Below are 25,844 nucleotides of genomic sequence, written 5' to 3'. Positions count from 1 at the left end.
CAAAAATAAAGCCACCCCGCATCCCTGCGAAGGTGGCTTTGATGTGTTCAACCGGGGCCTGGGCCAAATTTACAGGTGCCAAGCTAGCTGGGGCTACGGGTGCCGGTCCTGTGAGAAGATAGAGTCGTCGAGATACATACCCAGCTGTTCCGCCATACGCCGGCGCTCAATCTTATCCTCCATTTTACGGCGGACTTCAGTTTGGCGACGGTGTTTATCGCGTTTTTCCAGGTGAGTTTCACGAAACTCGAGTTCAAAGTCAGCGTCGGATTCAAAAAAATCGTCTTCGAGGCTTCTGCGGGTTTTAGACACCTTTTCACTCCACGTCAAGGTTGCTGTGGAGCGAAATATGCAATCAGCGTTGACGCTTGTACATCAAAATAAACTTATGAAAACCATCATCAGCCGTTATTAACAGCACGATCAAACGAGCGTTTGCGCCCTATTGCATCTCGCTGTCAAACTCTTCGGCCAAGTCCAGCGGCTCCATTTCAAGCCCTTCCAGCTCAGCGGTCCAATTGATACCAATCAACACGATATCCGCGTGCAAACCGTCAACCCACTCATCCAGGAATTCATCGAGAGACACCGGCACCGGCTTGTAAACAGACCATTCATCGACGCACACCGCTTGGGCAAACTCAGGCTGCGACCAGAAAGGCATGACATCAACCTCTTCATTGTCGTCTGAGGGACACAGGGCAAAGCCTTCCGGGCCTTCCAGCCCCCAAACACAACCGGTTTCCATCGCCTCCACGATAAAGCGATCTAAATTTTCTTCTACGTTGTCAGACAAAGGATCCATGGCCAGCCACTCAGTTGATTCGGGAATTGAGCGCATTATAGATCAAACTGGCCCCATGTGATGCGCATTATCAGCGACGGCAACAAATCGATCTGGAGAAAAGGTGCGACCGCTGATCCGCGACAGATCAACCCTTATTGACTGCAAATGCATATAGTGCGCATGGGATAACAGGCGGGACAACCTATGATGATTGATGATGAACACCAGCAAACCCGGACTAAAACCGGGTGCCGCGCGGAGGACGCCTGCAGGCTGACCTCCGGCAAACGGAAGTGATCTTATTCCATCACCACGAACTCTCTGGCACCATTCGCAAAACTGACATCGATAACCACCCGCCGCTCGGCAGCATAAGCCATTTCGTCACCTTTTGCGGCTTTGGAGCCACTCGATCCATGGCTGTAAGCTTCGATTCGCCCACTCTCGACACCAAACTCAACCAGGGCATCACGGACAGACTCCGCCCGATAATGTGACAGTACGTTGTTGTACTCATCCGTCCCGCGGGGATCGGTATAACCATCCAGACGCACTTTCAGTTGCGGATGTTTCTTGAGCAGCGATGCCAACTCCAGTACACGCTGCCGACCATGTTCCGTTAACGTATCTGAAGCCTTACGGAACAGTACTTTCAGGTCCAGAGACTCTGCGGCTAACTCCTGCAATTCTTCCGCCTGCTGATGCGAGAACGCCAACTGCTGCTGCAGTCGGTTAATTTCCGCTTCGGCTGCGACCAATGATTTATTCATAGCCTGCACCTCATCCGCCTGTTGAATTTGTTCACCCACATACGCTCCGCCCAAGGCCCCCAGGATCATGCCCACGGGGCCACCCAACACTGCACCAGCCACAGCCGAGGCTGTAAATGCGGTGCCCTGCTTGAGCTCGGTGTAACCCTTGTCGCGATTGCCGAGGTCGCTGCCGCCTGCTGCATCGGCATAGTTTTTAACCGGTTCCAGTTGAGAAAGTGAACTTCCCAGTCCCGTGGTCTTTTCTGACCCAGAGGCCGCTTGCACTGCCCCACTGAGACCCGTTGCGAAACACAGGGTTGAAATTGCGATTAGTTGCTTCATTGATCCGACTCCTTGCTGTTTGGTTGTTAAGGATCATTAAACAACCCAAATACGACCAGCAGCAGGATCAAAGCAGGCAATCTGGAGAAACATTATGATGAAATATGGCGTGGAACAGATAGATGAGTCGTTGCTTCTTAAGCGTCTCGCTCGTAAAAACCCCTGAAACCCCCATTATAATATTCACATGGCCCCGCAACACTCAGAAGTACATTGACGTCCTCACGCTCAGTGACATCGTTGCCCCCCATGAGCCTTGCGGGATTAAGGCGTGAAAGCACCTCAATCCATTTCACCACTGCCCCCGCAGTCGCAGCCTTCTCGCTCCCTTTCTCGTTATATTTATACGCTTGTTGTCTATTGTATGCCATGCCCCAGATTGACGGCCCGCCTAAACGCTGAGACGGGTGTTAGACTGCCACCTCAGGTAAAGGTTCCCTGCCCGCCGTCGTCTTGCTGACCCCCTTCCGGCTTATCCCTTCCGGCTTACCCGAAAATTCATCAACAACCCACGGAAGATGTGTGTATCCGCCGTGGTAACGCGAGCAAGGTCGAGGCAAGTTTGATAAAGTAGCAACCCTGTACGTTATACAGGCTATCAGAAGCCAATATGAATCGTGTGCCAAACACCCACCTATTTGATTGAATTCACACAATTAATTTTCGAACGGCCCACATGAATTACCTTGAGGAATGCCCCTCCCAATGACACAACGCCTTGTTCTTACCCTGAGTTGCCCAGACCGTCACGGTATTGTTGCCGACGTCACCGCATTTTTAGCCCAGCATAATTACAATATCGAAGAGTCCTCCCAGTTCGAAGACCGCCAGGAAAAACGATTTTTTATGCGCACCGAGCTGGCACCCGTCAATGACCAGGCCACCCCGCTGCCCCAGCTGAAGGAAGAGTTCGGCCAGCTCCGGGGGACGGACCTCATGTGCTGGCAAATCCACGACCTCGGTGTGAAACTCAAAGTGGTGATTGCCGTATCTCGCTGGGGGCACTGCTTAAACACCCTGCTGCACAAATGGAAGGCCGGCACCCTGCCGGTCGATATTGTGGCGGTGGTGTCCAACCATGACGACATGAGGGATCTGGTCGAGTGGTACAACGTCCCCTACCATCACCTGCCCGTCACTGCAGACACCAAGGCCCGGCAGGAAGCGCAGATTTTACAGGTAATGAAAGACGCAGAAGCCGACCTGCTGATTCTGGCTCGCTACATGCAAATTTTATCGAATGAGTTGTGTACAGAACTGTCCGGCCGGGCGATCAACATCCATCACTCCTTCCTCCCCGGCTTCAAAGGCGCCAAACCCTACCACCAGGCCTATGATCGCGGCGTCAAACTGATCGGTGCCACCGCCCATTTTGTCACCTCCGACCTGGACGAAGGCCCGATCATTGAACAGGAAGTTGAGCGGGTCTCCCACACCAACGGCCCCGAAGAGCTGGTAGAGATCGGACACGACATAGAGAGCATTGTGCTCTATCGTGCCGTGCGCTGGTTCGCCGAACAGCGGGTGCTGCTCAACGGTTACCGCACAGTGGTGTTTCGACGCTAGCCAGCCTTGGCAGCTCCTAACGCGGGGCTGCAACAGGCGCACAATGACCCCAGGCTAACCAGCCCATACCATTGCCTAAACGACAGGCACAAAAAAGCCCGCCGAAGCGGGCTTTTTCAGTTCTGCTGATGATTACTTATCAGCGGAATCGTCGGCTGGAGCCTCTACAGCAGGTGCTTCTGCTACAGGAGCCTCTTCCGCAGGTGCTTCATCGCGCAGCGCTTCTTTGATGGACAGCTTGATACGACCACGCTGATCCACGTCCAGACACTTCACACGAACCATCTGGCCTTCGCTCAGATAGTCATTCACGCTGTTTACACGCTCTTCAGCGATTTGTGAAATGTGCACCAGGCCGTCTTTACCGGGCAGGAAGTTCACAAATGCACCGAAGTCCACAATGCGAACCACTTTACCTTCGTAAGTTTCACCGATCTCGGCTTCGGCGGTGATCTCACCAATACGGTTCAGCGCGGCCTGCAAGGATTCCGTGCTCTCGCCGTAAATTTTCACAGTGCCGTCGTCATCGATGTCCACGGAGGCACCGGTTTCTTCGGTGATGGAACGAATGGTCGCGCCGCCTTTACCGATGATGTCACGGATCTTGTCAGGATGGACCTTGATGGTTTCAAACTGTGGAGCCGTAGAAGCCACGCCGTCACGAGACTTGTCGAGCACCTTGTTCATCTCTGCCAGGATGTGCAGACGAGCCTGCAGGGCCTGTTGCAGAGCGATCTCCATGATCTCTTCGGTGATACCTTCGATTTTGATATCCATCTGCAGAGCAGTGATACCATCGGCAGTACCGGCCACTTTAAAGTCCATATCACCCAGGTGATCTTCGTCACCGAGGATATCGGTCAGAACCGCAAAGCCGTTGTCTTCTTTCACCAGACCCATGGCAATACCGGCCACTGGTGCCTTCAAAGGCACACCCGCGTCCATCAGAGCCAGGGAAGAACCACACACAGAGGCCATGGAAGACGAACCGTTGGATTCGGTAATTTCACTTACCACACGAATGGAGTAAGGGAAATCCTCTTCTTTCGGCAGCACCGCTGCCACACCGCGACGGGCCAGACGTCCGTGACCGATTTCACGACGACCGGTACCGCCCATACGGCCAGCTTCACCAACCGAGTAAGGAGGGAAGTTGTAGTGCAGCATGAAGGGGTCGCGGCGAGAGCCTTCCAGAGCATCGATCATCTGTGCATCGCGGGCAGAGCCCAGAGTGGCAACGACGATGGCCTGAGTTTCACCACGGGTAAACAGGGCAGAACCGTGAGTTTTTGGCAATGTGCCCACTTCAACCTGAATCGGGCGCACAGTCTTGGTATCACGACCGTCAATACGCGGCTCGCCAGCGACTACGCTCTGACGAACGGTTTGCTTCTCCAGCTTGCTGAAGACGCCTTTCACGTCATCACTGCTGACCGTGTCGTTAGACAGCTGGGCAACAGCGGCATCACGCAACTCACCCAGACGGGTGTAACGCTGCATTTTGTCAGTAATTTGGTAAGCTTCTTTAACCTGAGCACCAAAGGCCTCGGCCAACGCGGCTTTCAGTTCAGTTTTCTCCGGCTCCGGAGTCCACTCCCAGGTAGGTTTGGCGGCGTCTTTGGCCAACTCATTGACCGCCTGAACCACAGCCTGCAATTCCTGGTGAGCGTACAGAACGGCACCCAGCATGATGTCTTCCGGCAGCTCACTGGCTTCGGATTCCACCATCAGCACGGCATCCTGAGTGCCCGCAACCACCATGTCCAGCTCAGAATTCGCCAGGACGTCGTAGCCAGGGTTCAGCAGGTAACCGTCCTGTTGGGTGTAACCCACACGAGCGGCACCAATAGGACCGTTAAATGGAATACCTGAGATCGCCAGAGCGGCAGACGTACCGATCATGGCCGCAATATCCGGATCCACATTCTTGTCGGCCGACATCACAGTACACACCACCTGCACTTCGTTCATGTAACCGTTAGGGAACAGTGGACGAATCGGGCGGTCGATCAGACGGGAGGTCAGGGTTTCTTTTTCGCTTGGACGACCTTCACGCTTAAAGAAGCCACCCGGGATTTTACCCGCGGCATAGGCTTTTTCGATGTAATGAACAGACAGTGGAAAGAAGTCCTGGCCTTCTTTTGCACTTTTGGCGCCAACTACCGTAGTCAGTACTTGAGTATCGCCGATGGTAACCATCACAGCTCCGGTGGCCTGGCGTGCTATGCGGCCAGTTTCCAGAGTGACGGTATCGCTTCCGTATTGAAAGGTTTTAATGACGGGATTCACGACATTTTCCTTATGTTTTCTTACTTACGTTTACTTTCGATGTGTTTTTTGTTCAAACTTTCTTTGCAGCAGCCTGAGCCTGGACCATATTCGCTGACCTTTGAGTCAATCTAATGTCCGGCTCAAACCTTATGCACTGCGTTGCTGCCAATCCGATGCATCTTCAGTCGTACCGTCAACGGCTGTACGACCCATCCGGCTATTACCACCCGGCTTTTCGCATGAATACTTCGCATCAACGCAGCTTCAACAGACACTTTTACGCATTACACGGCAAAGTGGCTAGAGAATTCTAACCAGCCTCTGAGCTTGTCGAAGCGCTACGCTATTCCACATGACAAACGGCTGTTAAATATAAAAAAGTGCCCGCATATGCGGGCACTTCTGGTCACTTAGCGACGCAGACCCAGTTTCTGGATCAGAGCAGCATAGCGACTAACGTCCTTACCCTTCAGGTAGTCCAGCAGCTTACGACGCTGGTTTACCATGCGGATCAGGCCGCGGCGTGAGTGGTGATCCTGCTTGTGATCAGCGAAGTGACCTTGCAGCTTGTTGATGTTGAAAGTCAACAAAGCAACCTGTACTTCGGGAGATCCGGTATCACCTTCAGCTTGTTGAAAGTCTTTTACGATTTCAGCTTTTTGCGCAGCACTCAGTGCCATAGTCTTTTCCTCAATAATAATATGCTTACACAAGAATCCAGCCCGGCCCGTGCATATTTACAGACCGGCTAGCTATCAACCTATAGCCGCTGATTAACAGCCACTATAGACCAATTCTGGGTGGGGCTTTCTATCTATTCGAACTGTTCGAACCCAGGTTTCAAAGGAAAACCAGGATTTAATGAAAGCAAAGTTCTAAATGAAATGCCCGCCACTATTGCTCGGCAGGCTGCACCACCAATCGCTTTGGCGCCACACGACCTTCGTCGTCAAGGACCCCAATGCCTAAAAAATCACCATTTTCGGCGAAGACGCGCACCATATCACCTTCGTCGCCAATGCGATAGACCTGCGGGTCCATGACCGGGTTCCCCAGTCGAAAGTAATAAGCGGATGTGTCTTCAAGTGCCATTGCCGGCAAGGCCTGCACGGGTGAGTCCGTGGGTAACAGGTGATGATCCAGCACTTCGGCCAGGCCTTCCCCACGCTCTTCGCGCAACTCATCCAAGGTGACCGTAGCATCTTCTTTAAACGGACCGGCTTCCGAGCGGTGCAATACCGCGACATGAGCGCCACAGCCCAGCGCCTTGCCCAGATCTTCGGCGATGGAACGAATGTAGGTGCCTTTGCTGCAGTGGATGTCGAGGTCTACCTCGGCCTGCTCTCCAGCACGGAAATCCAGCAGCTCGATACTGTAAATGGTGACCGGTCTGGCGGGACGATCAATTTCAATCCCCTGCCGCGCCAACTTGTACAACGGCTCACCGTTGTGCTTTAACGCCGAATACATCGGTGGCACCTGCTCAATATCCCCTCGAAACACCTCCAGCGCAGCCAGAATCTGTTCGCGGGTAATATGAGCGGCACTCACCTGCTCCAGTAACTCACCATCCACGTCACCGGTGGTGGTAAAAGCCCCTAAACGGTAGGTCGTACGGTAGCGTTTATCCGCGTCCAGCAAAAACTGCGAGAACTTGGTGGCTTCGCCGAAACACAGCGGCAGTACACCGGTGGCCAATGGGTCAAGGCTGCCGGTATGGCCGGCTTTGGCCACGTAAAACAGACGCTTGGCCTGTTGCAACGCGTCATTGGAAGTCATACCGGAGGATTTGTTGAGCAACAGCACACCGCTGACCGGGCGCCCTTTTCTTCTGCGAGCCAAGGGTTACACCTCTGGGTCGTTTTCAGGCGCGGTATCTTGCTCATCGGCCTGATCCTGAGCTTCAGACTGAGCTCCGCGATCCTGGCGAACCGCTTTGTCGATCAACTGCGACAAATGCTGCCCCTGAACGGAGGTTTTGTCGTAAATAAACTGCAATCTGGGTGTCGTGCGGATGTCCAGCTCTTTGGCCAACTGAGAGCGCAAAAAACCACTGGCTTTATTCAAAGCTTCAGCGGCCTCAAGGCTTTCTTGTTCAGTTTCTTTGCCCACAAAAGTGACATACACACGCGCAAAAGACAGATCGCGACTGACCACAACGTCGTTGAGGTTGACCATACCGATACGCGGATCACGCACTTCAAACTGGATCAGTTGAGCCAGAATGCGCTGAATCGCATCCCCTAAGCGGTCGGTACGTTTAAATTCTCTTGCCATACAATCTGCTTTTACCTTGGCGCACAGCGCCTGTACATCTGAATAAAGGCCCGTGGCGCACAGCTGCCCTCAAAGTTGAGACACCTGCCGCCAACAGACCGGTGACGCCGCCTTACAGCTCGCGCGCCACCTCTTTGACATCAAAGACTTCGATTTGATCGCCGACTTTTACGTCATAGTCTTTTACGCCGATACCACATTCAACACCGTTGCGGACTTCGTTGACGTCATCTTTAAAGCGACGCAGGGATTCCAGCTCGCCTTCGTAGATCACCACGTTGTCACGCAATACACGAATAGGCTTGTTACGATAAACCGTACCTTCGGTCACCATACAACCCGCCACCTGGCCAAACTTCGGTGAGCGGAACACTTCGCGCACATCGGCAATACCGACAATTTCTTCCACTCGCTCCGGATCCAGCATACCGCCCAGTGCGTCTTTCACTTCATCCAGCAATTGGTAGATGATGCTGTAGTAGCGAATTTCGACGGATTCCGCTTCGGCCAGTTTGCGAGCGGAGCCATCGGCACGAACGTTAAAGCCAATCACGATGGCACCGGAAGACAGCGCCAGGTTGACGTCATTTTCCGTAATACCACCAACACCGGAAACGATCACGTTCACCTGAACTTCTTCGTTACCAATGTCCATCAAGGCAGACTGGATAGCCTCCAGTGAACCGCGCACATCGGTTTTCAGGACGATGGGCAGGATCTTCTGTTCATTGGCGCCCATGTTGGCAAACATGTTCTCCAGCTTGGCAGCCTGCTGCCGTTGCTGACGATCCTGACGAGCGCGATCGGCGCGGTGTTCAGCCACTTCACGAGCCTTACGCTCGTTCGGCGCCACCACAAATTCGTCACCCGCGTCAGGCGCTGCATCCAGGCCCAGGATCTCTACCGGGGTAGAAGGACCGGCTTCTTCAATCGCCTTACCCAGCTCGTTGGTCATGGCACGCACGCGACCATAGCTCTGACCAGCCAGAATGATATCGCCACGCTTCAGCTCACCGGCCTGGACCAGAACCGTCGCAACCACGCCACGTCCCTTGTCCATACGGGATTCAATCACCACACCACGGGCAGGAACACCCACAGGCGCTTGCAATTCCAACAGCTCAGCCTGCAGGGAAACGGCTTCCAGGAGCTCATCAATGCCGTCACCGGTATGAGCAGAAACATTCACGAACTGAACATCACCACCCCAATCTTCCGGAATCACATCTTTCGCTGCCAACTCGTTCTTCACGCGATCCGGGTCAGCAGATTCTTTATCACACTTGTTCACTGCCACCACCAGAGGAACGCCGGCGGCACGAGCGTGCTGAACAGCTTCTTCTGTCTGCGGCATCACGCCGTCATCTGCGGCCACCACCAGGATCACGACGTCAGTGCACTGGGCACCACGGGCGCGCATAGAGGTAAATGCAGCGTGTCCCGGTGTATCCAGAAAGGCGATTTCGCCTTTATCGGTTTTCACCCGGTAAGCACCAATGTGCTGGGTGATACCACCCGCTTCGCCGCTGACCACTTTGGTGTTGCGAATGTAGTCGAGCAGGGAGGTTTTACCATGGTCAACGTGACCCATGACCGTCACCACCGGTGCACGAGACTGCATTTCACCTTCGGAAACAATGGACTCTTCCAGCGCTTCTTCTTTCTCATTGCCGGTAACAAGCACTGGGTTATGACCCAACTCTTCCACCAGCAGCTGCGCAGTTTCCTGATCTAATACCTGATTGATCGTCGCCATAATCCCCATTTTCATCAGGGACTTAACAACTTCACCACCCTTCACATTCATACGCTGTGCAAGGTCTGAGACGGTTATGCTTTCGGGGACGGGGACATCATGCACAATTTTTCCTGTCGGCCGTTTAAAACCGTGTTTATTGGTCAACTTGATGGAAGGGCGGGAGCCTTTGCGTCTTCTGGCTGCCGCATCCCTTTCTTCTTCATCCAACGCGCTCAACAGAGCCACTTTGTTGGTTTTCTTCTTCGGACCTGTGCCTTTGACGGCCTTGACAGCTTTTTTGCGCGGCAACTCTTCAGCATCGTCATCAACCAGATGCTTTTCTTTCTTCTTGCCGTGCTTGCCTTTTTCTTCTTCTTGCTGCGCTTTCAGGGCATTCGCCTCGGCTTCAGCGCGCATTTCAGCTTCGCTCAGCTCAGGCTTTTTGTTGCCAGCAGCGGCTGGCGCCTTGGCCTTATCAGCTTCAACTTGCTTGCGCTTAGCCTGCTCTTCTTGCTCAGCTTTGCGGCGGGCCTCCATGGCGGCAATGCGTTTTTCTTCAGCATCGTCAACCAGGCTGCTCGGCGTAGTAATGGGTGCGGCTTTAGGAGTTTCCGGCGCTTCGGCTACCTGCGTCGCTTCTTGCGGTGCAGCTGCTTTAACTTCTGCAGTCTCGATAACTGCAGTTTCAACAGCCTCAGGTGCGACTGTTTCTTCAGGCTGTGCAACCACTTCAGCAGCCACACCCTCATCCCGTTTGACATAAGTACGCTTTTTACGCACTTCGACATTGACGGTTTTGCGCCCGCTGCCACTGCCGGTTTTCAGAGTCGTCGTGGTTTTACGCTTTAAGGTAATTTTCTTAGGCGCCTCACTCGATTCCCCGTGGCTGGTCTTCAGGAAGGCCAGCAACGTTTGCTTTTCCTCATCGGAGACAACCGCATCAACGCTGGTGTGCGTTAAGCCTGCCTCAGCCATTTGCTTCAGCAAACGGTCTTCAGACGTGCCTACCGATTTCGCGAGTTCGCTAACTGTTACTTCTGCCATGTTTTCTCCCAATCCTCTCTTTACTCGCCTGCCCCGTGTTGCTCTTCAGCAAACCACGGCTCACGAGCCTTCATGATCAATGCTGCAGCACGGGTTTCATCCATGCCTTCCACATCCAACAGATCATCGACGGCCTGTTCAGCCAGGTCGTCCATAGTGATAATTCCACGGCTGGCCAACAAATAAGCCAGGTGCTTATCCATACCCTCCATGGTCAACAAGTCTTCTGCGGGTTCCGCATTTTCCAACTGTTCTTCCGACGCCAGGGCCTGAGTTAACAGGGCATCCTTGGCACGGGAACGCAGCTCTTCAGCAATGTCTTCATCGAAGCCTTCAATGCCCAGCATCTCTTCCAGCGGTACGTAAGCGATTTCTTCCAGCGTGGTAAAACCTTCATCCACCAGTACGCCCGCTACATCCTCGTCAATATCCAGCGCATCCATGAAGACTTCCATGTAGTTACCGGATTCTTCTTCCTGCTTGGACTGCCAGTCTTCAACGCTCATTACGTTGATTTCCCAGTGGGTCAACTCGCTGGCAAGACGAACGTTTTGGCCGCTGCGGCCAATGGCCTGGGCCAGATTGTCTTCGTTCACGGCCACGTCCATAGAGCCGGCATCCTCGTCCACGACGATGGACTCAATTTCCGCAGGCGCCATGGCATTGATCACAAATTGTGCCACGTTGTGATCCCACAGAATAATGTCGATGCGCTCGCCACCCAGCTCGTTGGACACTGCCTGCACGCGCGAACCACGCATGCCCACACAGGCCCCTACCGGGTCAATGCGACCATCGTTGGTGAATACCGCAATTTTGGCACGCGACCCTGGGTCACGAGCAGCCGCCTTCAACTCAATCACCTGTTCAGAAATCTCTGGCACTTCAATCTTGAACAGTTCAATCAACATTTCCGGGCAAGAACGACTCAGATAGAGTTGAGGCCCGCGCAGCTCGGTGCGCACATCCAGCAACAGGGCGCGAACACGATCGCCCATACGGAAGACTTCACGACCTACCAGCTGATCCCTGGGCAACAACCCTTCAGCGTTGTTGCCCATATCAACAATAATGCTGTCACGGGTAACTTTTTTAACGGTGCCACTGATCAGCTCGCCCACGCGATCACGATACAGCTCAACAATCTGCTGACGCTCGGCTTCACGAACCTTCTGTACAATCACCTGCTTGGCGGTTTGGGCAGCGATACGCCCAAACTCGACGTTCTCAACAACTTCTTCGTAGATGTCGCCGACTTTCAGGTTTTCATCTTTTTCCAGAGCTTCTTCGGTGGTGAACTGAGTCCCCAGCAAAGCCATCACATCGTCACTGACCACTTCCCAGCGGCGAGTGGTGACGTAATCACCGGTTTTGCGATCGATAACAACTTCGATATCTGCGTCTTCGTCGTATCGTTTTTTTGTCGCGGCGGCCAGAGCCAGCTCAATTGCCTCAAAAATGATGCCTTTATCGACACCCTTTTCGTTAGACACAGCATCTGCGACCAAAAGTATTTCTTTACTCATGAGTATGCCTCGTTTACCTGCACCAGGTGCATCCCTAAAAACGGGGAATAATGTTAGCTTTGTCAATCAAGTCGATGGGCAGCAAGTATTCGTGCTCGTCCACCACCACCAGCACATCGTCACCTTCGACGCCGCGCAATAAACCACTGAACTTTCTTCGGCCCTCAAATGCTGAACGCAACTTGATCGCCACCTGCTCTCCTGCATAACTGGCAAAATGCTCCAGCGTATACAGCGGCCGATCCATCCCCGGAGATGACACTTCCAGCGTGTACTCGCCGGTAATCGGGTCCTCGACGTCCAACACACTACTGACCTGGCGACTCACCTTTTCGCACTCTTCCAGGCCAATGCCGTCCGGATGCTCGATATAAAGACGAAGGGTGCTGTGACGGCCCTGAGAAAAGTACTCAAGCCCCCACAACACACAGCCCATGGACTCAACCACAGGCGCCAATAGCTCTGTCAACTGGTCATGCTTCGATGCCATAAAACTCAACCACTTGTGAATATAAAGGGACAAACAAAAAATGGGCACTAAGCCCATCTTTATACAACAGCTGCAAACCCTGCAGCCACAACAGAAACGCCTGAGTGCGCCAATTTCGCCTGCCATACGACAGATACGAAAAAGCCCCTTAAAAGGGGCTTTCCTGCTGCGCTAATTGTAGCGCATGAGTCCGGTAAAGAACACCAAACCCTTGAATTTGGTAGCGGGGGCAGGATTTGAACCTACGACCTTCGGGTTATGAGCCCGACGAGCTACCAGACTGCTCCACCCCGCATCATCAACTTGCTTAGGTATGTTTCCCTAACCAAGGCCGCGCATTATAGGGACGCCCCCCAGGGTCGTCAACAGGTATTTTGCTTTTATTTTTCAACGGCTTAAAAAAAGCCTCTGCCTGCTGAAAATTCACCGCCCCGGCCGACACTCCCAACAACCTGCAGCCCCGGGCCGGCGGGGCTGTGCGCCACCCCAACTAACCTTCGGGGGCTGGCACCACAACCAAATCAACCCCAAACAGGTAGTCGTCTTCAATAGCAACTGCCCGGCGGACAGCGCCCTCGGCACTCCCGGAATCAGGACTGTAGGATACGGTGTAAGCTGCCGGCGGCAAATTATCTACACGATAGAAGCCAAACAGACCCGTCTGGACCCGCCCCACCCGCTCGCCGCTGCGATTGTATACGTCCACCGCTGCGTGCGGGACAGCCTCACCCTGAGCAGTACGCACCTGCCCGGCGATGGCAAAGACTTTATTCAGCTGCAGACTGACCGGCGTGACCGCGTTGCGCTGCACCTCGACAATCACACTGCGCTGTTGCGGGACATACTCAATCGGCAGATTGGACTCATCCACAGCCACACGATACAGGCCAGGCTTGAGGTTGCCCGCATAGAACTGGCCACCAACCTGGCCGCGATTCAAACGGTGACCGTTAATGCTGATTCCGGCACCGTCCAGCGACAAGCGCTCCCCCTCCGGCCCCACCAAAGAGCCGCTGATCCCCCCCCTGGCGAAATTCATATCCTGGTGACTGGCGGAGCGCAGACGCCCGCGCACCACGGCAAAGTCCAGACGGACATTGAAATACACCATTGCCGCGGGATCGACACTGTCCTCGGCGGACTGATACCCCTGCCGATAACCCGCCTGCAACTCAACCCCCGGCGACACCTTTCGATTCCAGCTGAGCTGGTAACCGCTGGACTCGCCGTTGTAACTGACACCGACCTGAAGCCGATGGTTATTGTTCTGATCTGAATAGTCCCCCTGGCGCAGATGCCAATCCGCCTGCATGAAAACCAGGCCGGACTGCGTCTGCGTGTCGTATTCATACCCGGTGAGCAAATTGGCGTCCCGGGCAGCTCTATAATCGTGGGTCAGGCTATAGAGATTATGGTTGTGGCTGGCCGTGATGTGGTGCTGCCGATGGGGGCGATAACTGGCCACATAGCGGTAGTCACCGTCATAGCCAGGCGTGCCAGACAGCGAGAAACGGGGGGACGGCCCCCAATAAAACGAGGGTTTTATGAAGCGGGTTGCCGCCCCATCGGTGTCCCGGGCAAAGCGGCCGACCAGCCCGGCACGCAAGGTGCGACCGAGCAACGTGTTCGCCTGCAGGCTGTGATCGTAATAACTACTGTCGTTTGAGGGAAAATAGTTCGCGGCCAGATAGCGCGAACGCAAACTGGCATTCCAACCATCACCGACACCCGACAACTCCGAGCTGCCAACCCACTCCCCCGCGTTAATGCCTGCATCAGCAGCCCAGGCCCAATGCGCTCCCAGACTGCTGCGCAACCCCAGCACCCCCGCCCCCGGCTGATCCGGCGACTGCTGAAAAATAGCCTGTACCGTGGCATTGCGGGTTAGACCGTGGCGCAATTGCAGAAAGCTCACTGCGGCACCGTCATCAACGCCCTCCTCGTAGAGGCCGTTGCCCACCTCACCGCCGCCACTGCGCACCAGGGTCTCACCCTCCGCAAGCATTTCCCGCACCAGACTGCGGGTGTTGTCGATAATGGCGACAGGCTTTTCCTGCACACTGCGCTCATACAGGTAAATTTCCGTGCGTTGAAAACTGCCGACCGACGCCGGCACCGCACTGAACTGATAAAAACCATTGAGGTCGATGCGCACCCGCTGCACGGACCGGTCGTTAATGCGCAGCTCGGCAATGCCGGCCGGCGGTCCGCCAGTGCGGCTGATCACTTCTTGAGACTGGACGTCACTGGCCAGAAAGCTGTCCGCGTTGAGGTTGCGGGAAAAGTCGGTAAGGCGCGCAATGGGCTCGCTAGACCATGCCCCCTGCCCCCCGGTGAAACGCACCCCCGCCAACAGCGGATTGAGATTGACGTAGCTGGTTCCCAGCCGGTAGGCCGTATTATCGCTCTCGCCACTCCAAAAATAACGCTCCAGCCGGGCATCCTGTTGCGGCCGACTTTCGAGCCCCAGCAGCCAGACACCAGTGCCCGCACCACCGGCGAGATCCAGCGTGTTGGTGTAGTCGTAGAGATTCGCATCCAGATTTTGTGAATAACGGCTCTGCCAGCGAATCAGGCTAACCGAGCTCTGTGGCGCCATGACGTCCGGCTCGATCAGAGCAGAGTAACGCAGCAGGCTCTGACCCGGCTGCCAGGGCACGTCTAGCGCCAAACTGTACAATTGAGCATTAAAGCGTGCCTGAATGCGAAAAAACTGCTGCAAATCCCGGTCACTGATGAAGCGCTGTTGACGCCACCGGGGAAAATATTGCCGAGACAGACTGCGGTGGCCCAGCGGAGAAATCAGGCGCAGACTTTGCCCGTCGTCCAACAAGCGAATCCCCACCGCCTCCAAAACGAGCTCCAGCGGCAACCAGTAACTACCCGCCTGCCGGTAGACATCAACAGGGTCCACCTCCCGGTCATTGACCGTGAGGCCCACAAAAAGCCGCTCGGCATCTTCCAGCGAAGCCGTTTCCGCCAACGCCGGGACAGCAAACGCCAGCAGCAGGTACAGGAGCAGTGAGCGCAAGCGACTCATTCGATGTTCAGCGGCAGCTCCACGTGCAGCGGCGCAGTTCCCAGCGTGCCGTGCAGCACCAGTAGATAGCGGCCTGGGACAGAGGGACGAGGCAGGCGCTGAATCAATGTGCGCAATGAACCTGGCAGAATGGGGGTTCCCAGCAGATTACCCCTCACCAGTGACGACTTGCCCTCTTGCGCCGCGAGCGTATCAACCGGTTCGGCCTGCCGCCCCGGGTAGCGCCCGTCAGGCCACAGCACATACTGACCATTCAGCCCGACCGAGAGATCGCCCTGATTGTGAATGGTTAAGCCGAGCTCAATAGCCTGCCCGGTAACGGTGACCTGGTGCTGGGTAAGACTGGCCTTTTCCGTCAGCTCGCCAATGCGAACGTAGATCGGCGCCCCCAGCTGAAACCCCAGTTTGATCATACCCTTGCCAGCGTCACCCACCGAGGACGCCTCTTCAAAATAGAGCATCGCGCGATACTCACCAGGCTCGGGCTTGATCGGCGGCCTGACGGCAAAACGAATCACCTGCTGGGACTTAGGCGGTATCGTAAATTCGCGGGGGTTAACGATCAGCCACTGATCCAGCGACTGTGGCGTGGGGGGCATTAACTTAACCTGACTGTTGTCATCCAGCTCAAAATTATAGGCCCGGGTTCTGACGCGTTTTGGCTGATCACCAAGGTTCGTCAAATGAAACAGACCGCTGCTTTTTTTATCCAAATCAAGATAAACGCCCGACGGGGACAAGGACACCTGAGGCGGTGCCATCTTGCTCTCTGCAAACACCGGCAGCGCACAACAGGTCAGCACCAACAACAGAGGCAGCCTTAGCCGGTTGAAGAAAAGGGACAACATGAGTTACTTGCATCCTACGGTAATGGTAATGTCGGCACTGTAAACGCCAATTTCAGTGGCCGCGCCATAATCGAGCGCGATATCAATGTACCCGGTAAAAACCGTATTTTTTGAACCCCGCTGGACAACCTCTACAAACTGGGTCGTCACACTGGCACCCACCTTCGAAGCGGGATCCAACGTCGATGACAGGGTATTATCGAGGCCGACCTGATAACGAATATCCAGGTCAGCCACGGTAAACTGCTGATCAGGGTCGCCCGGCTTGTTCGGAGCGGAGGTATCCGCCTTCAATTCCCACGCCCAGGCGGCAAGACTTAACACAGCAGTTGTGTCACCTGCAGTGAGTGTCGGGGCAAGCCCCAAATCACCAGACGTACTGAGATCCAGGGGCAAAATAGCCGACACCGAGCCCTCGCTGATACTGGTTGTCGCCAGGGCCACTGCGCCGCCATCAACGCTTTGTTTAGGCACCTTAAAGCTCTTGAAATAATCTTCTGAGCAGGCTGCGTGCACCACACCCGAGACAGATAACCACATAAAAATGGCCAACCCGGAGATTAGCCATTTTGAGATTACCAAAACCATCTGGGACCGAACCCTGAGTCCTGACTTATTAGTTAGCGGCAGCAGTCAAAACAATTTGCAGACCGGTATATTCACCGGAATACTGAAGGTCAGCCAAGTCCAGCACAAACTCCAGATCGCCATATTTAAGGCCGGCCAAACCGGGCCCGGCAGCGTCTACGGCCCCAGTAGGATTGGTCAAGGATGAAGCGGTAAGAGTGCCCCCGTTGTTACCGTTCGCAGAAGCCGCACCGAAGGTTGGCGTAACCAAAATCTTACCGGTGCTGGTCAGGCCACGTACGGCCCAGGCATTTTGCATCTTTACGGTAACAGTTGTGTCGTAATCCGTGCCGCCATCAGCCAGGATGGCTACATCAGCAGTAGCAATGCTGTCTGTGCCATTGAGAGCGCCGCTACTGCTAATGCTGGTCGCGCCTTCATCAACGCTGTCCTTGACCCCTATTGAACCCAAATCCAGCGCAACGTCACTGTAATAATGCAGAATAATGATTTCCGGTATGGTGATGGTGACCCCCATGGTGCCCTCTGAGGCGGCAGATGCGGATTGACTGCCCAGCAGCCCCACGAGAGCGAGCAACATCGTGGTATTTATTTTTTTAATGCAATTAATCATGACAATTTCCCAAGTTCATAAGTGATCAACTGCCAAAGGTCTTGCGCCTGACAGCCCCAAAGATAATCTTTTCTGTACCCGGCCCCAGAAAGCATCGGCCCGACTAATTTCGTAACGCTATAAAAATCAACTCTCTTATGGGGCGACATAATATGTGAACCACGTCACACTTTCAATTCTGGCGCCAAAATAATTGACCACATTGTTAACTTATTGACTAAAAATTGACGGCTATCGGCCATAGGCCGGCCCTAAATGCAGGCAAGGGAAAATTCAGAGGCTGACAAGAAGGCTTTCGGAGAGGGCCTGAAACCAGCCGGTGAGGCTGATCAGCAATTTGTGCACCCGCGTTTCCCGCAAAGGTGGGCCGAACAAACTCGCCGCACTATATGCAAAACTCGCCTTGCCATAAGCAAAATAAGGACCGCAAAAGCAGGGAAGAGCGCATGGGATATAGGGAAGGTGAGGGTCACCTGATCTTGTTGCAGGCTGGCACCGCTGTTACAGCAAGTGGCTTGACCCTAGCCAGACAACAGGAGGGGTAACGGGCGTGATAAACGGATATTACAGACACAAAAAAGCCCCAAACAAGGGGCTTTTTTTTGCGTGTGAGGCACTCGCTAAACATACAATGAACACATTGTCGCTGACAATGAATTTTGAAATGGTGCCCAGGGCGGGACTTGAACCCGCACAGCCAATGGCCACTACCCCCTCAAGATAGCGTGTCTACCAATTCCACCACCTGGGCAAAAACTTTTCTACTAACAACCGCGCTCGGCAGCCGCTTACTGAGACTCTTCGTCGGACGGGGCGGGAGTTTCCAACATTTCAGCCTCTGGCGCAACCGTTTCCGGCGCTGACGGGATATCTTCTGCAGGAACCTCATCGACACTCATGGACGGAATATCCCCCGGCACATCAGAGTCAACCTCAACCGCCGCCGGGATTTCCGCTGGACCGTCAATAACCGGAATACCCTCAGTGATGCCAACGGTCGCTTGCTGCTTAGCCACCACAGCCAAACCAAAACTGGTCGCAAAGAAGACCGCCGCCAACAAAGCCGTCGCCCGGGTAAAAAAGTTGCCGCTGCCCGAGCTGCCAAATACGGTCTGAGAAGCCCCGGCTCCAAATGAAGCGCCGGCCTCAGCACCTTTGCCCTGCTGCAGCAGGATAAGAGCAATAATCGATACTGCAGTCAGAAGATGCAGCACCAGAATGATTTTTTCCATCAGTTCGCCTTTTACTCTGCCGCTTGGCAGATGCTATAAAAATCGTCGCTATTTAAAGAGGCTCCGCCCACCAGAGCCCCATCAATATCCGCCTGAGAAAATAACTCAGCGGCATTTGACGGCTTTACACTGCCGCCATATAAAATTCTCACACTGTTGCCAACAGCGCCTAACTGCTCACGAATAAACGCGTGAACCTCCTGAGCCTGCTCGGGAGTGGCGGTCAATCCCGTACCGATAGCCCATACGGGTTCATAGGCTATTACCGATGACGCTATGGCAGCGCGGCCCACCTCATCAATGACAGCTTTTAACTGCTCACCTACAACCATCAAGGTCTCGCCAGCTTCTCGCTGCTGCAAAGACTCGCCAATACAAAGAATCGGCGTCAACTTATGAGATTGTGCGGCCTTGAACTTGCGGGCTACCAGCTGGTCACTTTCGGCGTGATATTCACGCCGCTCAGAATGCCCCACCAACGCAAACTGACAACCGATGTCAGCCAACATGGCAGCTGACACCTCGCCGGTGAAGGCTCCATTTTCAGCAGCGCTGACATCCTGCGCGCCAAGCTCAACGTTCGTTTGCCCTAACAGCTCAATCGCTTGCGGCAAATATACTGCAGGTGGACAAATGCCGACTTCGGCATGGTGTACACCTTGCCAAGATGCCAGAAATGACTGCAACAACTTGCGGTTATCTGCAAGATTGCCATTCATTTTCCAGTTGGCTACCACTAAAGGTCGTCTCATCTTTACTATTCCGTTAAACGATGACTCGCCTCTCGGCAAAACGGGCGCAAATGTTAGCGGATAAGTCCATAAGATACAACGCCTTATCTGCCAAACACACGGCTTTGCCGGATTTTTTTAGCCGCTGGGGTCTCGCTCAGCTCAGCGCCTTTTCAACCACCTCGGCCAGCTCTTTTGTCAGCTGGGAAACCAGCGGCAGATCTTCGCCTTCCACCATGACACGCACCACAGGCTCAGTACCTGACGGTCGCAACAATACCCGCCCTTTTCCGGCCAACTCATGCTCAGCAGCCGCAACCGCTCGCTCAATCACCTCGTTGCCCTCCAGCACCACCTTGCCAGTGACGCGTACGTTGATCATATTCTGCGGCAGCTTGTGCATCCCCTGCTTCAATTCATGCAAGGTGGCTCCGCCCTCATTCGACAGGGCCAACAAGACCTGCAACGCTGCAACAATACCATCACCGGTTGTGGTGACGTCGCCGCACACAATGTGTCCCGAGTTTTCGCCACCCAGGGACCAGCCTCGCTGGTGCATCTGCTCCAGGACATAGCGGTCTCCCACTTTGGCTCGCACAAAAGGGATGTCCAGCTTGTTCAGCGCCAACTCAAAGCCGAAGTTGCTCATCAAGGTTCCAACAACACCCTCACAGCCACCACCGTAGCGCTTGCGATACGCCGCAATCAAATAGAGGATCTCATCGCCATCAACCACTTCTCCTTTATGGTCGACAAACACCAGTCGATCGCCATCACCATCGAAGGCAATCCCCAGGTCCGCCCCGGTCTCCAGCACTCGCTGCTGCAGTTTGCCCGGCTTGGTAGAGCCGCAATCCTGGTTGATGTTTTCACCGTCTGGCACCGCCGCGATCACATCAACAGTGGCGCCCAACTCCTGAAAGACATTAGGGGCAATGTGATAGGTCGCCCCGTTGGCACAATCCAAGACAATCCTCAGGCCCTCAAGACTGAACCCCCAAGGCATGGTTCCCTTACAAAATTCAATATATCGACCAGCCGCGTCTTCGATGCGCCGAGCCTTCCCCAAGCGAGTGGCGGTCTGCATAGGCAAGTCAAGATTCGCCTCAATTTCCAGCTCTATTTCATCGGGTAGCTTGGTACCTGCACCGCTGAAAAATTTGATGCCGTTGTCATAAAATGGGTTGTGTGAAGCACTGATGACAATGCCCGCCTGCGCCTGAAAAGTCCGCGTCAGATACGCAATCGCCGGAGTCGGCATTGGCCCCAACAGACCCACATCAATGCCGGCATTGATCAACCCGGCCTGCAGGGCCGACTCAAACATATACCCCGAGATACGGGTATCCTTGCCCATTAAAATTTGTTTTCTGCCCTTGTAGTGATTTGCCAACACCTGGCCAGCCGCCCACCCAAGCCGGAGAACAAAGTCCGGCGTGATGACGCCCTCACCAACCCGGCCCCGGATACCATCTGTTCCAAAGTAATTACGCGACATGCTGTACCGCTCCCTCAGCTTTTTCAATACGTTCAATGACTGTGGTGCACCGGCATGGCCAGCACAGCAAACAGCCACCACAAAAATCTAAAAACAACCTGACGTTCAAACAGGTTTTATAACCCAGCGGGCACTCATCAATCTATGTGGAAACCGAACGCTTAAGCGGCCACAACAGCCTGCCACACTTTTAGTGCATCCACTGTTTCAGCCACATCATGAACTCGAATAATTTTGGCTCCCGCCTGGGCAGCCAACAACGCAGCCGCCAAGCTGCCGGCCAGGCGCTCTTCAACGGTTTTGTTGAGCACATGACCAATCACCGACTTCCGCGACAGGCCGGCCAACACCGGGAAGCCGGTGTCGACGATAACCGGCAACTTCTGCAACAACTGGAGGTTGTGTTCGGGTGATTTGCTAAACCCATACCCCGGATCCAACAACACCTTGTCGTTCGGGATACCGGCGGCCTCTAATACAGCTGCTCGCTCAAGCAAGAATTTCAATACCTCATCAACGACGGACTCGTACGCCAGTTGTGTTTGCATGGTTTGTGGCTCACCCCGCATGTGCATTATGCACACCGGCAGCCCGGACTCAGCCACAGCGCTCAAAGCGCCTTCGCGCTGCAGCGATCGAACATCGTTAATCAATCCCGCACCGACACTGGCGGCTTCTGTCATGACTATAGCAGAGCTGGTGTCCACGGATATCACCACATCCAGCTCACGGGCAATAGCCTCAACCAACGGGACTACCCGCTGCAATTCTTCTTGCTCCGAAACAACTTTAGCCCCTGGACGGGTCGACTCCCCCCCCACATCTAAAATTTTGGCACCCGCCGTCACCATCGCTTCAGCGCGCTTCAAGGCGGCGTCCAGATTTACCGTCCCCTGTTGTAACAGCTGACCACCATCCGAGAAAGAATCCGGCGTCGTATTTAAGATACCCATCACAACCGGCTGTGATAAATCCAATATCCTGCCACCACAAATTAAACGGGACACGCTCCCCCCCAATCTTCTTTTGCAAAACAACAAAAACAAAAAAAGGCCCAGCAAGCTGGGCCCTGTTTCTCAATCCGACTCAGTGATGTTTAGCGGGGCCGCCTATCGGATTGGCTCCCTTGTCGTCATCCTTTCCTTTTTCACTCAGATCATCATCTTTGATGTGACCGCTAAAATCACCATCATGCCAATCCCGTGGCGGGCGAACTTTTTTACGCCCCATGAGATCGTCAACCTGCTCTGCATCAATGGTCTCGTATTCCATCAACGCATTTTTCATGGCTTCCAGGATATCGCGATTTTCCCTCAGCAGACGTTCCGCTTCGGTGTAACAGTGATCGATGATACGACGCACTTCCTCATCAATGGTTTTGGACGTCGCTCCGGAATAATTCGGTGCTCCGCCAGTTCCTGGCATACCGCTTTCGTCTTCGCCGTAATGCAATGGCCCCAACTTCTCAGACAGGCCCCACTTAGTCACCATATTACGAGCCAAGCTGGTTGCCCTCTCGATATCATTTTGAGCACCGGTTGTGACGCCCTCAAAACCCAAAGTCATCTCTTCGGCAATACGCCCACCGAACAGAGTACAAAGCTGTGACTCAATGGCTCGCTTGCTCAAACTGTATTTGTCATCTTCCGGCAAAAACTGAGTCACACCCAAAGCCCGGCCACGAGGAATAATAGTAACCTTGTGCACTGGGTCATGCTCTGGCACCAAGCGCCCCACAATAGCATGGCCCGCCTCGTGGTATGCCGTGTTCTCTTTTTCTTTCTCGCCCATCACCATGGATTTGCGCTCAGCGCCCATCATGATTTTATCCCGGGCTTTTTCAAACTCCTCCATCGTTACAAGACGCTGGTTAGAGCGAGCGGCAAACAGAGCGGCTTCATTGACCAGGTTGGCCAAATCAGCACCGGAGAAGCCGGGTGTACCACGAGCAATGATGGATGCTTTCACTTTGTCATCCAAAGGCACTTTTCGCATGTGCACTTTCAGGATTTGCTCACGCCCACGAATGTCAGGCAGACCCACAAACACCTGACGGTCAAAACGACCCGGGCGCAACAACGCCTTATCCAGAACGTCCGGGCGGTTTGTCGCGGCAATGACGATAATGCCTTCATTTCCTTCAAAACCGTCCATTTCAACCAGCAACTGGTTTAACGTCTGTTCACGCTCATCATGACCACCGCCATGACCACCCCCACGATGACGACCAACGGCATCAATCTCATCAATGAAGATAATACAAGGCGACTGCTTTTTGGCCTGTTCAAACATGTCCCGGACTCGGGAGGCGCCCACACCCACAAACATTTCGACAAAATCAGAGCCAGAAATGGAGAAGAAAGGAACCTTGGCTTCACCCGCAATGGCTTTTGCCAATAAGGTTTTACCAGTACCCGGAGGTCCTGCCATTAAGACGCCACGGGGAATCTGCCCACCCAGGCGCTGGAATTTTGATGGATCGCGAAGAAACTCAACCAGCTCCTGAACGTCCTCTTTGGCCTCATCAACGCCGGCCACATCGGCAAAAGTGGTTTTAATCTGATCTTCACCCAAAAGACGCGCCTTGCTCTTGCCAAAGCTCATAGGGCCGCCTTTACCACCGGCTCCCCCCTGCATTTGACGCATGAAGAACATAAACACAACGATGATCAACAAAATCGGGAAACTCGCCACCAAGAGCTGCTGCCACAGGCTGGGCTGCTCTGGCTTGCGCCCCTTAACCTCAACATTGTGGTTAAGCAAGTCGTCCATGAGCTTATCGTCAGCTATCTGAGGACGTACCGCCTCAAAACGGGAATTATCGTTTCTGACGCCCATAATAATGAGCCCATCCACCGTGACTTCGCGAACCTGATCAGACTGTATCTCTCTAACAAATTCAGAGTAGGTCAAGCTTTCCTGAGAGGGCTGTGGATTAAAGTTCTGAAAAACTGCCAACAGAACTGCCGCAATTACCAGCCACAACACCAAGTTTTTCGCCATATCGTTCAAGAGACTTCCTCACTTCAGCTATTGATTCGGCTTAGCCCTTATAAAACAACGACTTAGCTCAAATGGCTTGTACGCTCCGAGTATTCGGAAAAACAGCCTAATTTACAGTATAGCGTTATCGGCGGCATCTCGGCGACGCCCATACCGCTCCTGCAGGTAAATAATCGTTAATTCAGCCCTTAAAGCCCTTTGCCACAATATACACTTCACGGGATCGAGCCCTGGAGGCATCGGGCTTGCGGGTGACAACGGATTTGAAAGATTGCTTTGCATCTTTCAGGTAGGCATCAAACCCCTCCCCCTGAAAGACTTTCGCGACAAACGCCCCCCCGGGCTTTAGGGTTTCTCGCGCCATGTCCAGCGCCAACTCAACCAGGTACATTGCTCGCGGTTGATCAACGTCACTCATTCCACTCATATTGGGGGCCATATCCGAAATTACAAGGTCCGCCTTCTCCGGCCCCATGGCATCGAGGATCTCTTCAAAGACCTCATTTTCGGTAAAGTCCCCCTGAATAAACACCACCCCTGCCAAAGAGTCCATTGGGAGAATATCCGATGCGATAACCCTGCCGTTATCTCCCACCAGGCGAGCAGCCACCTGACTCCAGCCTCCAGGGGCGGCCCCCAGGTCTACCACGGTCATGCCCGGGCGGAACAAATGGTCTTTCTTGTCGAGCTCCACCAGCTTGTAACTGGCACGCGAGCGATAACCGTCCTGCTGGGACTGCTTTACATACTGATCATTAAAGTGCTCTTTAAGCCAGCCCTTACTTGTTTTCGACCTTGCCATACCCACCAAGAACCTGAACTTGAGTTACAATAGAGTTTTTCTGCAATGCCAATCGCGCCGACCTCTGGTCGCGAGCAACATCCGCAGCCTGTATACCATTTACAAGATGAGACATTGTATGCCTTTAAGCCCAGACCGTAAAAAACAATATCGCTCGTTGGGTCACAACTTAAACCCCGTAGTCACCGTAGCCGGTAATGGGCTGAGCGATACTGTGATTGAAGAATTAAATCGCGCCCTGGATGATCACGAGCTGATTAAAGTCAAATTGGTGATCGCCGATCGCGACCTGCGAAAGCAAGTCATTGCTGAAATGGCAAAAAAATGCAGAGCTGAGATTGTTCAGGAGATTGGCAAGGTGGCGTTGATTTTTAGAGAAGCCAAAAAGCCAAACTTAAAGCTCTCTAACGTCAGATAAGAACCCCTGCAGAATATCCCTTGTAAAAGGCGGGCCATGGCCCGCCTTTTTTATGCGCGCTGGTTGGCCCGGAGCAGCCGCATAAACGCACGACTAAGACTTGTGCGCAACCGGCTCCAAACTGTCTCAGAGGGCCCTCAGGGGCCGGCAATAGCCTAAGCCCTAAAACAGAAAAACCCCTGACCGTTACCGATCAGGGGTTTTAAATTAAAGGCTGACGATGACCTACTCTCACATGGGGAAACCCCACACTACCATCGGCGATACTTCGTTTCACT

22 protein-coding genes and 2 tRNA genes are annotated in these 25,844 nt (G+C 53.9%); 2 read left to right on the top strand and 22 right to left on the bottom strand.

Features of this window, described 5'->3' with window-relative positions; translation table 11 throughout:
* Window positions 1-93: 93 nt before the first annotated feature.
* The 3 genes from G8770_RS04720 to G8770_RS04710 form a co-directional block, all read right to left on the bottom strand.
* Window positions 94-312 (bottom strand): hypothetical protein, encoded by a 219-nt coding sequence (locus G8770_RS04720; protein ID WP_167182468.1) that lies wholly within the window; start codon window positions 310-312, stop codon window positions 94-96.
* A 130-nt stretch (window positions 313-442) separates the two neighbouring features.
* Window positions 443-805, bottom strand: a complete 363-nt coding sequence (locus G8770_RS04715; protein WP_167182465.1) for a DUF2750 domain-containing protein — start codon at window positions 803-805, stop codon at window positions 443-445.
* A gap of 281 nt (window positions 806-1,086) precedes the next feature.
* The gene (locus G8770_RS04710) at window positions 1,087-1,881 is read right to left on the bottom strand and encodes an OmpA family protein (RefSeq protein WP_167182462.1); all 795 of its coding nucleotides are present in this window, start codon (window positions 1,879-1,881) and stop codon (window positions 1,087-1,089) included.
* A 705-nt stretch (window positions 1,882-2,586) separates the two neighbouring features.
* On the opposite strand from G8770_RS04710, the gene purU reads away from it, so the two are divergent.
* Window positions 2,587-3,447, top strand: coding sequence for a formyltetrahydrofolate deformylase (purU, locus tag G8770_RS04705; protein ID WP_167182459.1), 861 nt, complete (start codon window positions 2,587-2,589; stop codon window positions 3,445-3,447).
* 132 nt (window positions 3,448-3,579) lie between these two features.
* Here purU and pnp read toward each other — a convergent pair whose 3' ends face one another.
* The 19 genes from pnp to rlmE all read right to left on the bottom strand — a co-directional run bounded on the left by pnp (window position 3,580) and on the right by rlmE (window position 25,148).
* Window positions 3,580-5,736: a polyribonucleotide nucleotidyltransferase gene (pnp, locus tag G8770_RS04700; protein WP_167182456.1), complete on the bottom strand. Its 2,157-nt coding sequence runs from the start codon at window positions 5,734-5,736 to the stop codon at window positions 3,580-3,582.
* Window positions 5,737-6,128: 392 nt separating this feature from the next.
* Window positions 6,129-6,398, bottom strand: a complete 270-nt coding sequence (gene rpsO, locus G8770_RS04695; protein WP_167182453.1) for a 30S ribosomal protein S15 — start codon at window positions 6,396-6,398, stop codon at window positions 6,129-6,131.
* 214 nt (window positions 6,399-6,612) lie between these two features.
* Window positions 6,613-7,560, bottom strand: a complete 948-nt coding sequence (gene truB / locus G8770_RS04690; RefSeq protein WP_167182450.1) for a tRNA pseudouridine(55) synthase TruB — start codon at window positions 7,558-7,560, stop codon at window positions 6,613-6,615.
* A 3-nt stretch (window positions 7,561-7,563) separates the two neighbouring features.
* Window positions 7,564-7,995 (bottom strand): 30S ribosome-binding factor RbfA, encoded by a 432-nt coding sequence (gene rbfA, locus G8770_RS04685; RefSeq protein WP_167182446.1) that lies wholly within the window; start codon window positions 7,993-7,995, stop codon window positions 7,564-7,566.
* A gap of 112 nt (window positions 7,996-8,107) precedes the next feature.
* Complete coding sequence (infB, locus tag G8770_RS04680) at window positions 8,108-10,777, bottom strand: translation initiation factor IF-2 (protein ID WP_167182443.1); 2,670 nt, start codon at window positions 10,775-10,777, stop codon at window positions 8,108-8,110.
* Window positions 10,778-10,797: 20 nt separating this feature from the next.
* A complete protein-coding gene (nusA, locus tag G8770_RS04675; RefSeq protein ID WP_167182440.1) occupies window positions 10,798-12,303 on the bottom strand; it encodes a transcription termination factor NusA in 1,506 nt (501 codons plus the stop codon).
* A 34-nt stretch (window positions 12,304-12,337) separates the two neighbouring features.
* Window positions 12,338-12,793, bottom strand: coding sequence for a ribosome maturation factor RimP (rimP, locus tag G8770_RS04670; RefSeq protein WP_167182437.1), 456 nt, complete (start codon window positions 12,791-12,793; stop codon window positions 12,338-12,340).
* A gap of 218 nt (window positions 12,794-13,011) precedes the next feature.
* Window positions 13,012-13,088: transfer RNA gene (locus G8770_RS04665), tRNA-Met, on the bottom strand.
* Window positions 13,089-13,283: 195 nt separating this feature from the next.
* Window positions 13,284-15,833: an MSCRAMM family protein gene (locus tag G8770_RS04660; RefSeq protein ID WP_167182434.1), complete on the bottom strand. Its 2,550-nt coding sequence runs from the start codon at window positions 15,831-15,833 to the stop codon at window positions 13,284-13,286.
* Window positions 15,830-16,681 (bottom strand): fimbrial biogenesis chaperone, encoded by an 852-nt coding sequence (locus G8770_RS04655; RefSeq protein ID WP_167182431.1) that lies wholly within the window; start codon window positions 16,679-16,681, stop codon window positions 15,830-15,832. The genes G8770_RS04660 and G8770_RS04655 overlap by 4 nt, the downstream gene beginning before the upstream one ends.
* A gap of 3 nt (window positions 16,682-16,684) precedes the next feature.
* On the bottom strand, window positions 16,685-17,221 hold the full coding sequence (locus tag G8770_RS04650; RefSeq protein ID WP_167182428.1) for a hypothetical protein: 537 nt from the start codon (window positions 17,219-17,221) through the stop codon (window positions 16,685-16,687).
* A gap of 76 nt (window positions 17,222-17,297) precedes the next feature.
* Window positions 17,298-17,882: a hypothetical protein gene (locus G8770_RS04645; protein ID WP_167182425.1), complete on the bottom strand. Its 585-nt coding sequence runs from the start codon at window positions 17,880-17,882 to the stop codon at window positions 17,298-17,300.
* A 665-nt stretch (window positions 17,883-18,547) separates the two neighbouring features.
* Window positions 18,548-18,633 (bottom strand) — tRNA-Leu (locus G8770_RS04640).
* A gap of 37 nt (window positions 18,634-18,670) precedes the next feature.
* On the bottom strand, window positions 18,671-19,114 hold the full coding sequence (secG, locus tag G8770_RS04635; RefSeq protein WP_167182422.1) for a preprotein translocase subunit SecG: 444 nt from the start codon (window positions 19,112-19,114) through the stop codon (window positions 18,671-18,673).
* 11 nt (window positions 19,115-19,125) lie between these two features.
* A complete protein-coding gene (gene tpiA / locus G8770_RS04630) occupies window positions 19,126-19,866 on the bottom strand; it encodes a triose-phosphate isomerase (protein ID WP_167182420.1) in 741 nt (246 codons plus the stop codon).
* Between the two features lie 136 nt (window positions 19,867-20,002).
* The gene (gene glmM / locus G8770_RS04625; protein ID WP_167182417.1) at window positions 20,003-21,343 is read right to left on the bottom strand and encodes a phosphoglucosamine mutase; all 1,341 of its coding nucleotides are present in this window, start codon (window positions 21,341-21,343) and stop codon (window positions 20,003-20,005) included.
* A 161-nt stretch (window positions 21,344-21,504) separates the two neighbouring features.
* Window positions 21,505-22,320: a dihydropteroate synthase gene (folP, locus tag G8770_RS04620; RefSeq protein ID WP_341771075.1), complete on the bottom strand. Its 816-nt coding sequence runs from the start codon at window positions 22,318-22,320 to the stop codon at window positions 21,505-21,507.
* A 109-nt stretch (window positions 22,321-22,429) separates the two neighbouring features.
* A complete protein-coding gene (ftsH, locus tag G8770_RS04615) occupies window positions 22,430-24,346 on the bottom strand; it encodes an ATP-dependent zinc metalloprotease FtsH (RefSeq protein ID WP_167182414.1) in 1,917 nt (638 codons plus the stop codon).
* Window positions 24,347-24,527: 181 nt separating this feature from the next.
* Entirely contained in the window at window positions 24,528-25,148 is a 621-nt protein-coding gene (gene rlmE, locus G8770_RS04610; protein ID WP_167182411.1) for a 23S rRNA (uridine(2552)-2'-O)-methyltransferase RlmE, read from the bottom strand.
* Window positions 25,149-25,266: 118 nt separating this feature from the next.
* Between rlmE and yhbY the strand changes: the two genes are divergently transcribed.
* On the top strand, window positions 25,267-25,566 hold the full coding sequence (yhbY, locus tag G8770_RS04605) for a ribosome assembly RNA-binding protein YhbY (protein WP_167182408.1): 300 nt from the start codon (window positions 25,267-25,269) through the stop codon (window positions 25,564-25,566).
* Window positions 25,567-25,844 lie beyond the last annotated feature (278 nt).

The organism is Pseudomaricurvus hydrocarbonicus, from assembly GCF_011602365.1.
Classification (GTDB): domain Bacteria; phylum Pseudomonadota; class Gammaproteobacteria; order Pseudomonadales; family Cellvibrionaceae; genus Pseudomaricurvus; species Pseudomaricurvus hydrocarbonicus.
The sequence above is the reverse complement of the archived record's forward strand: the minus strand, read 5'-3'. Positions and strand labels throughout refer to the sequence as shown.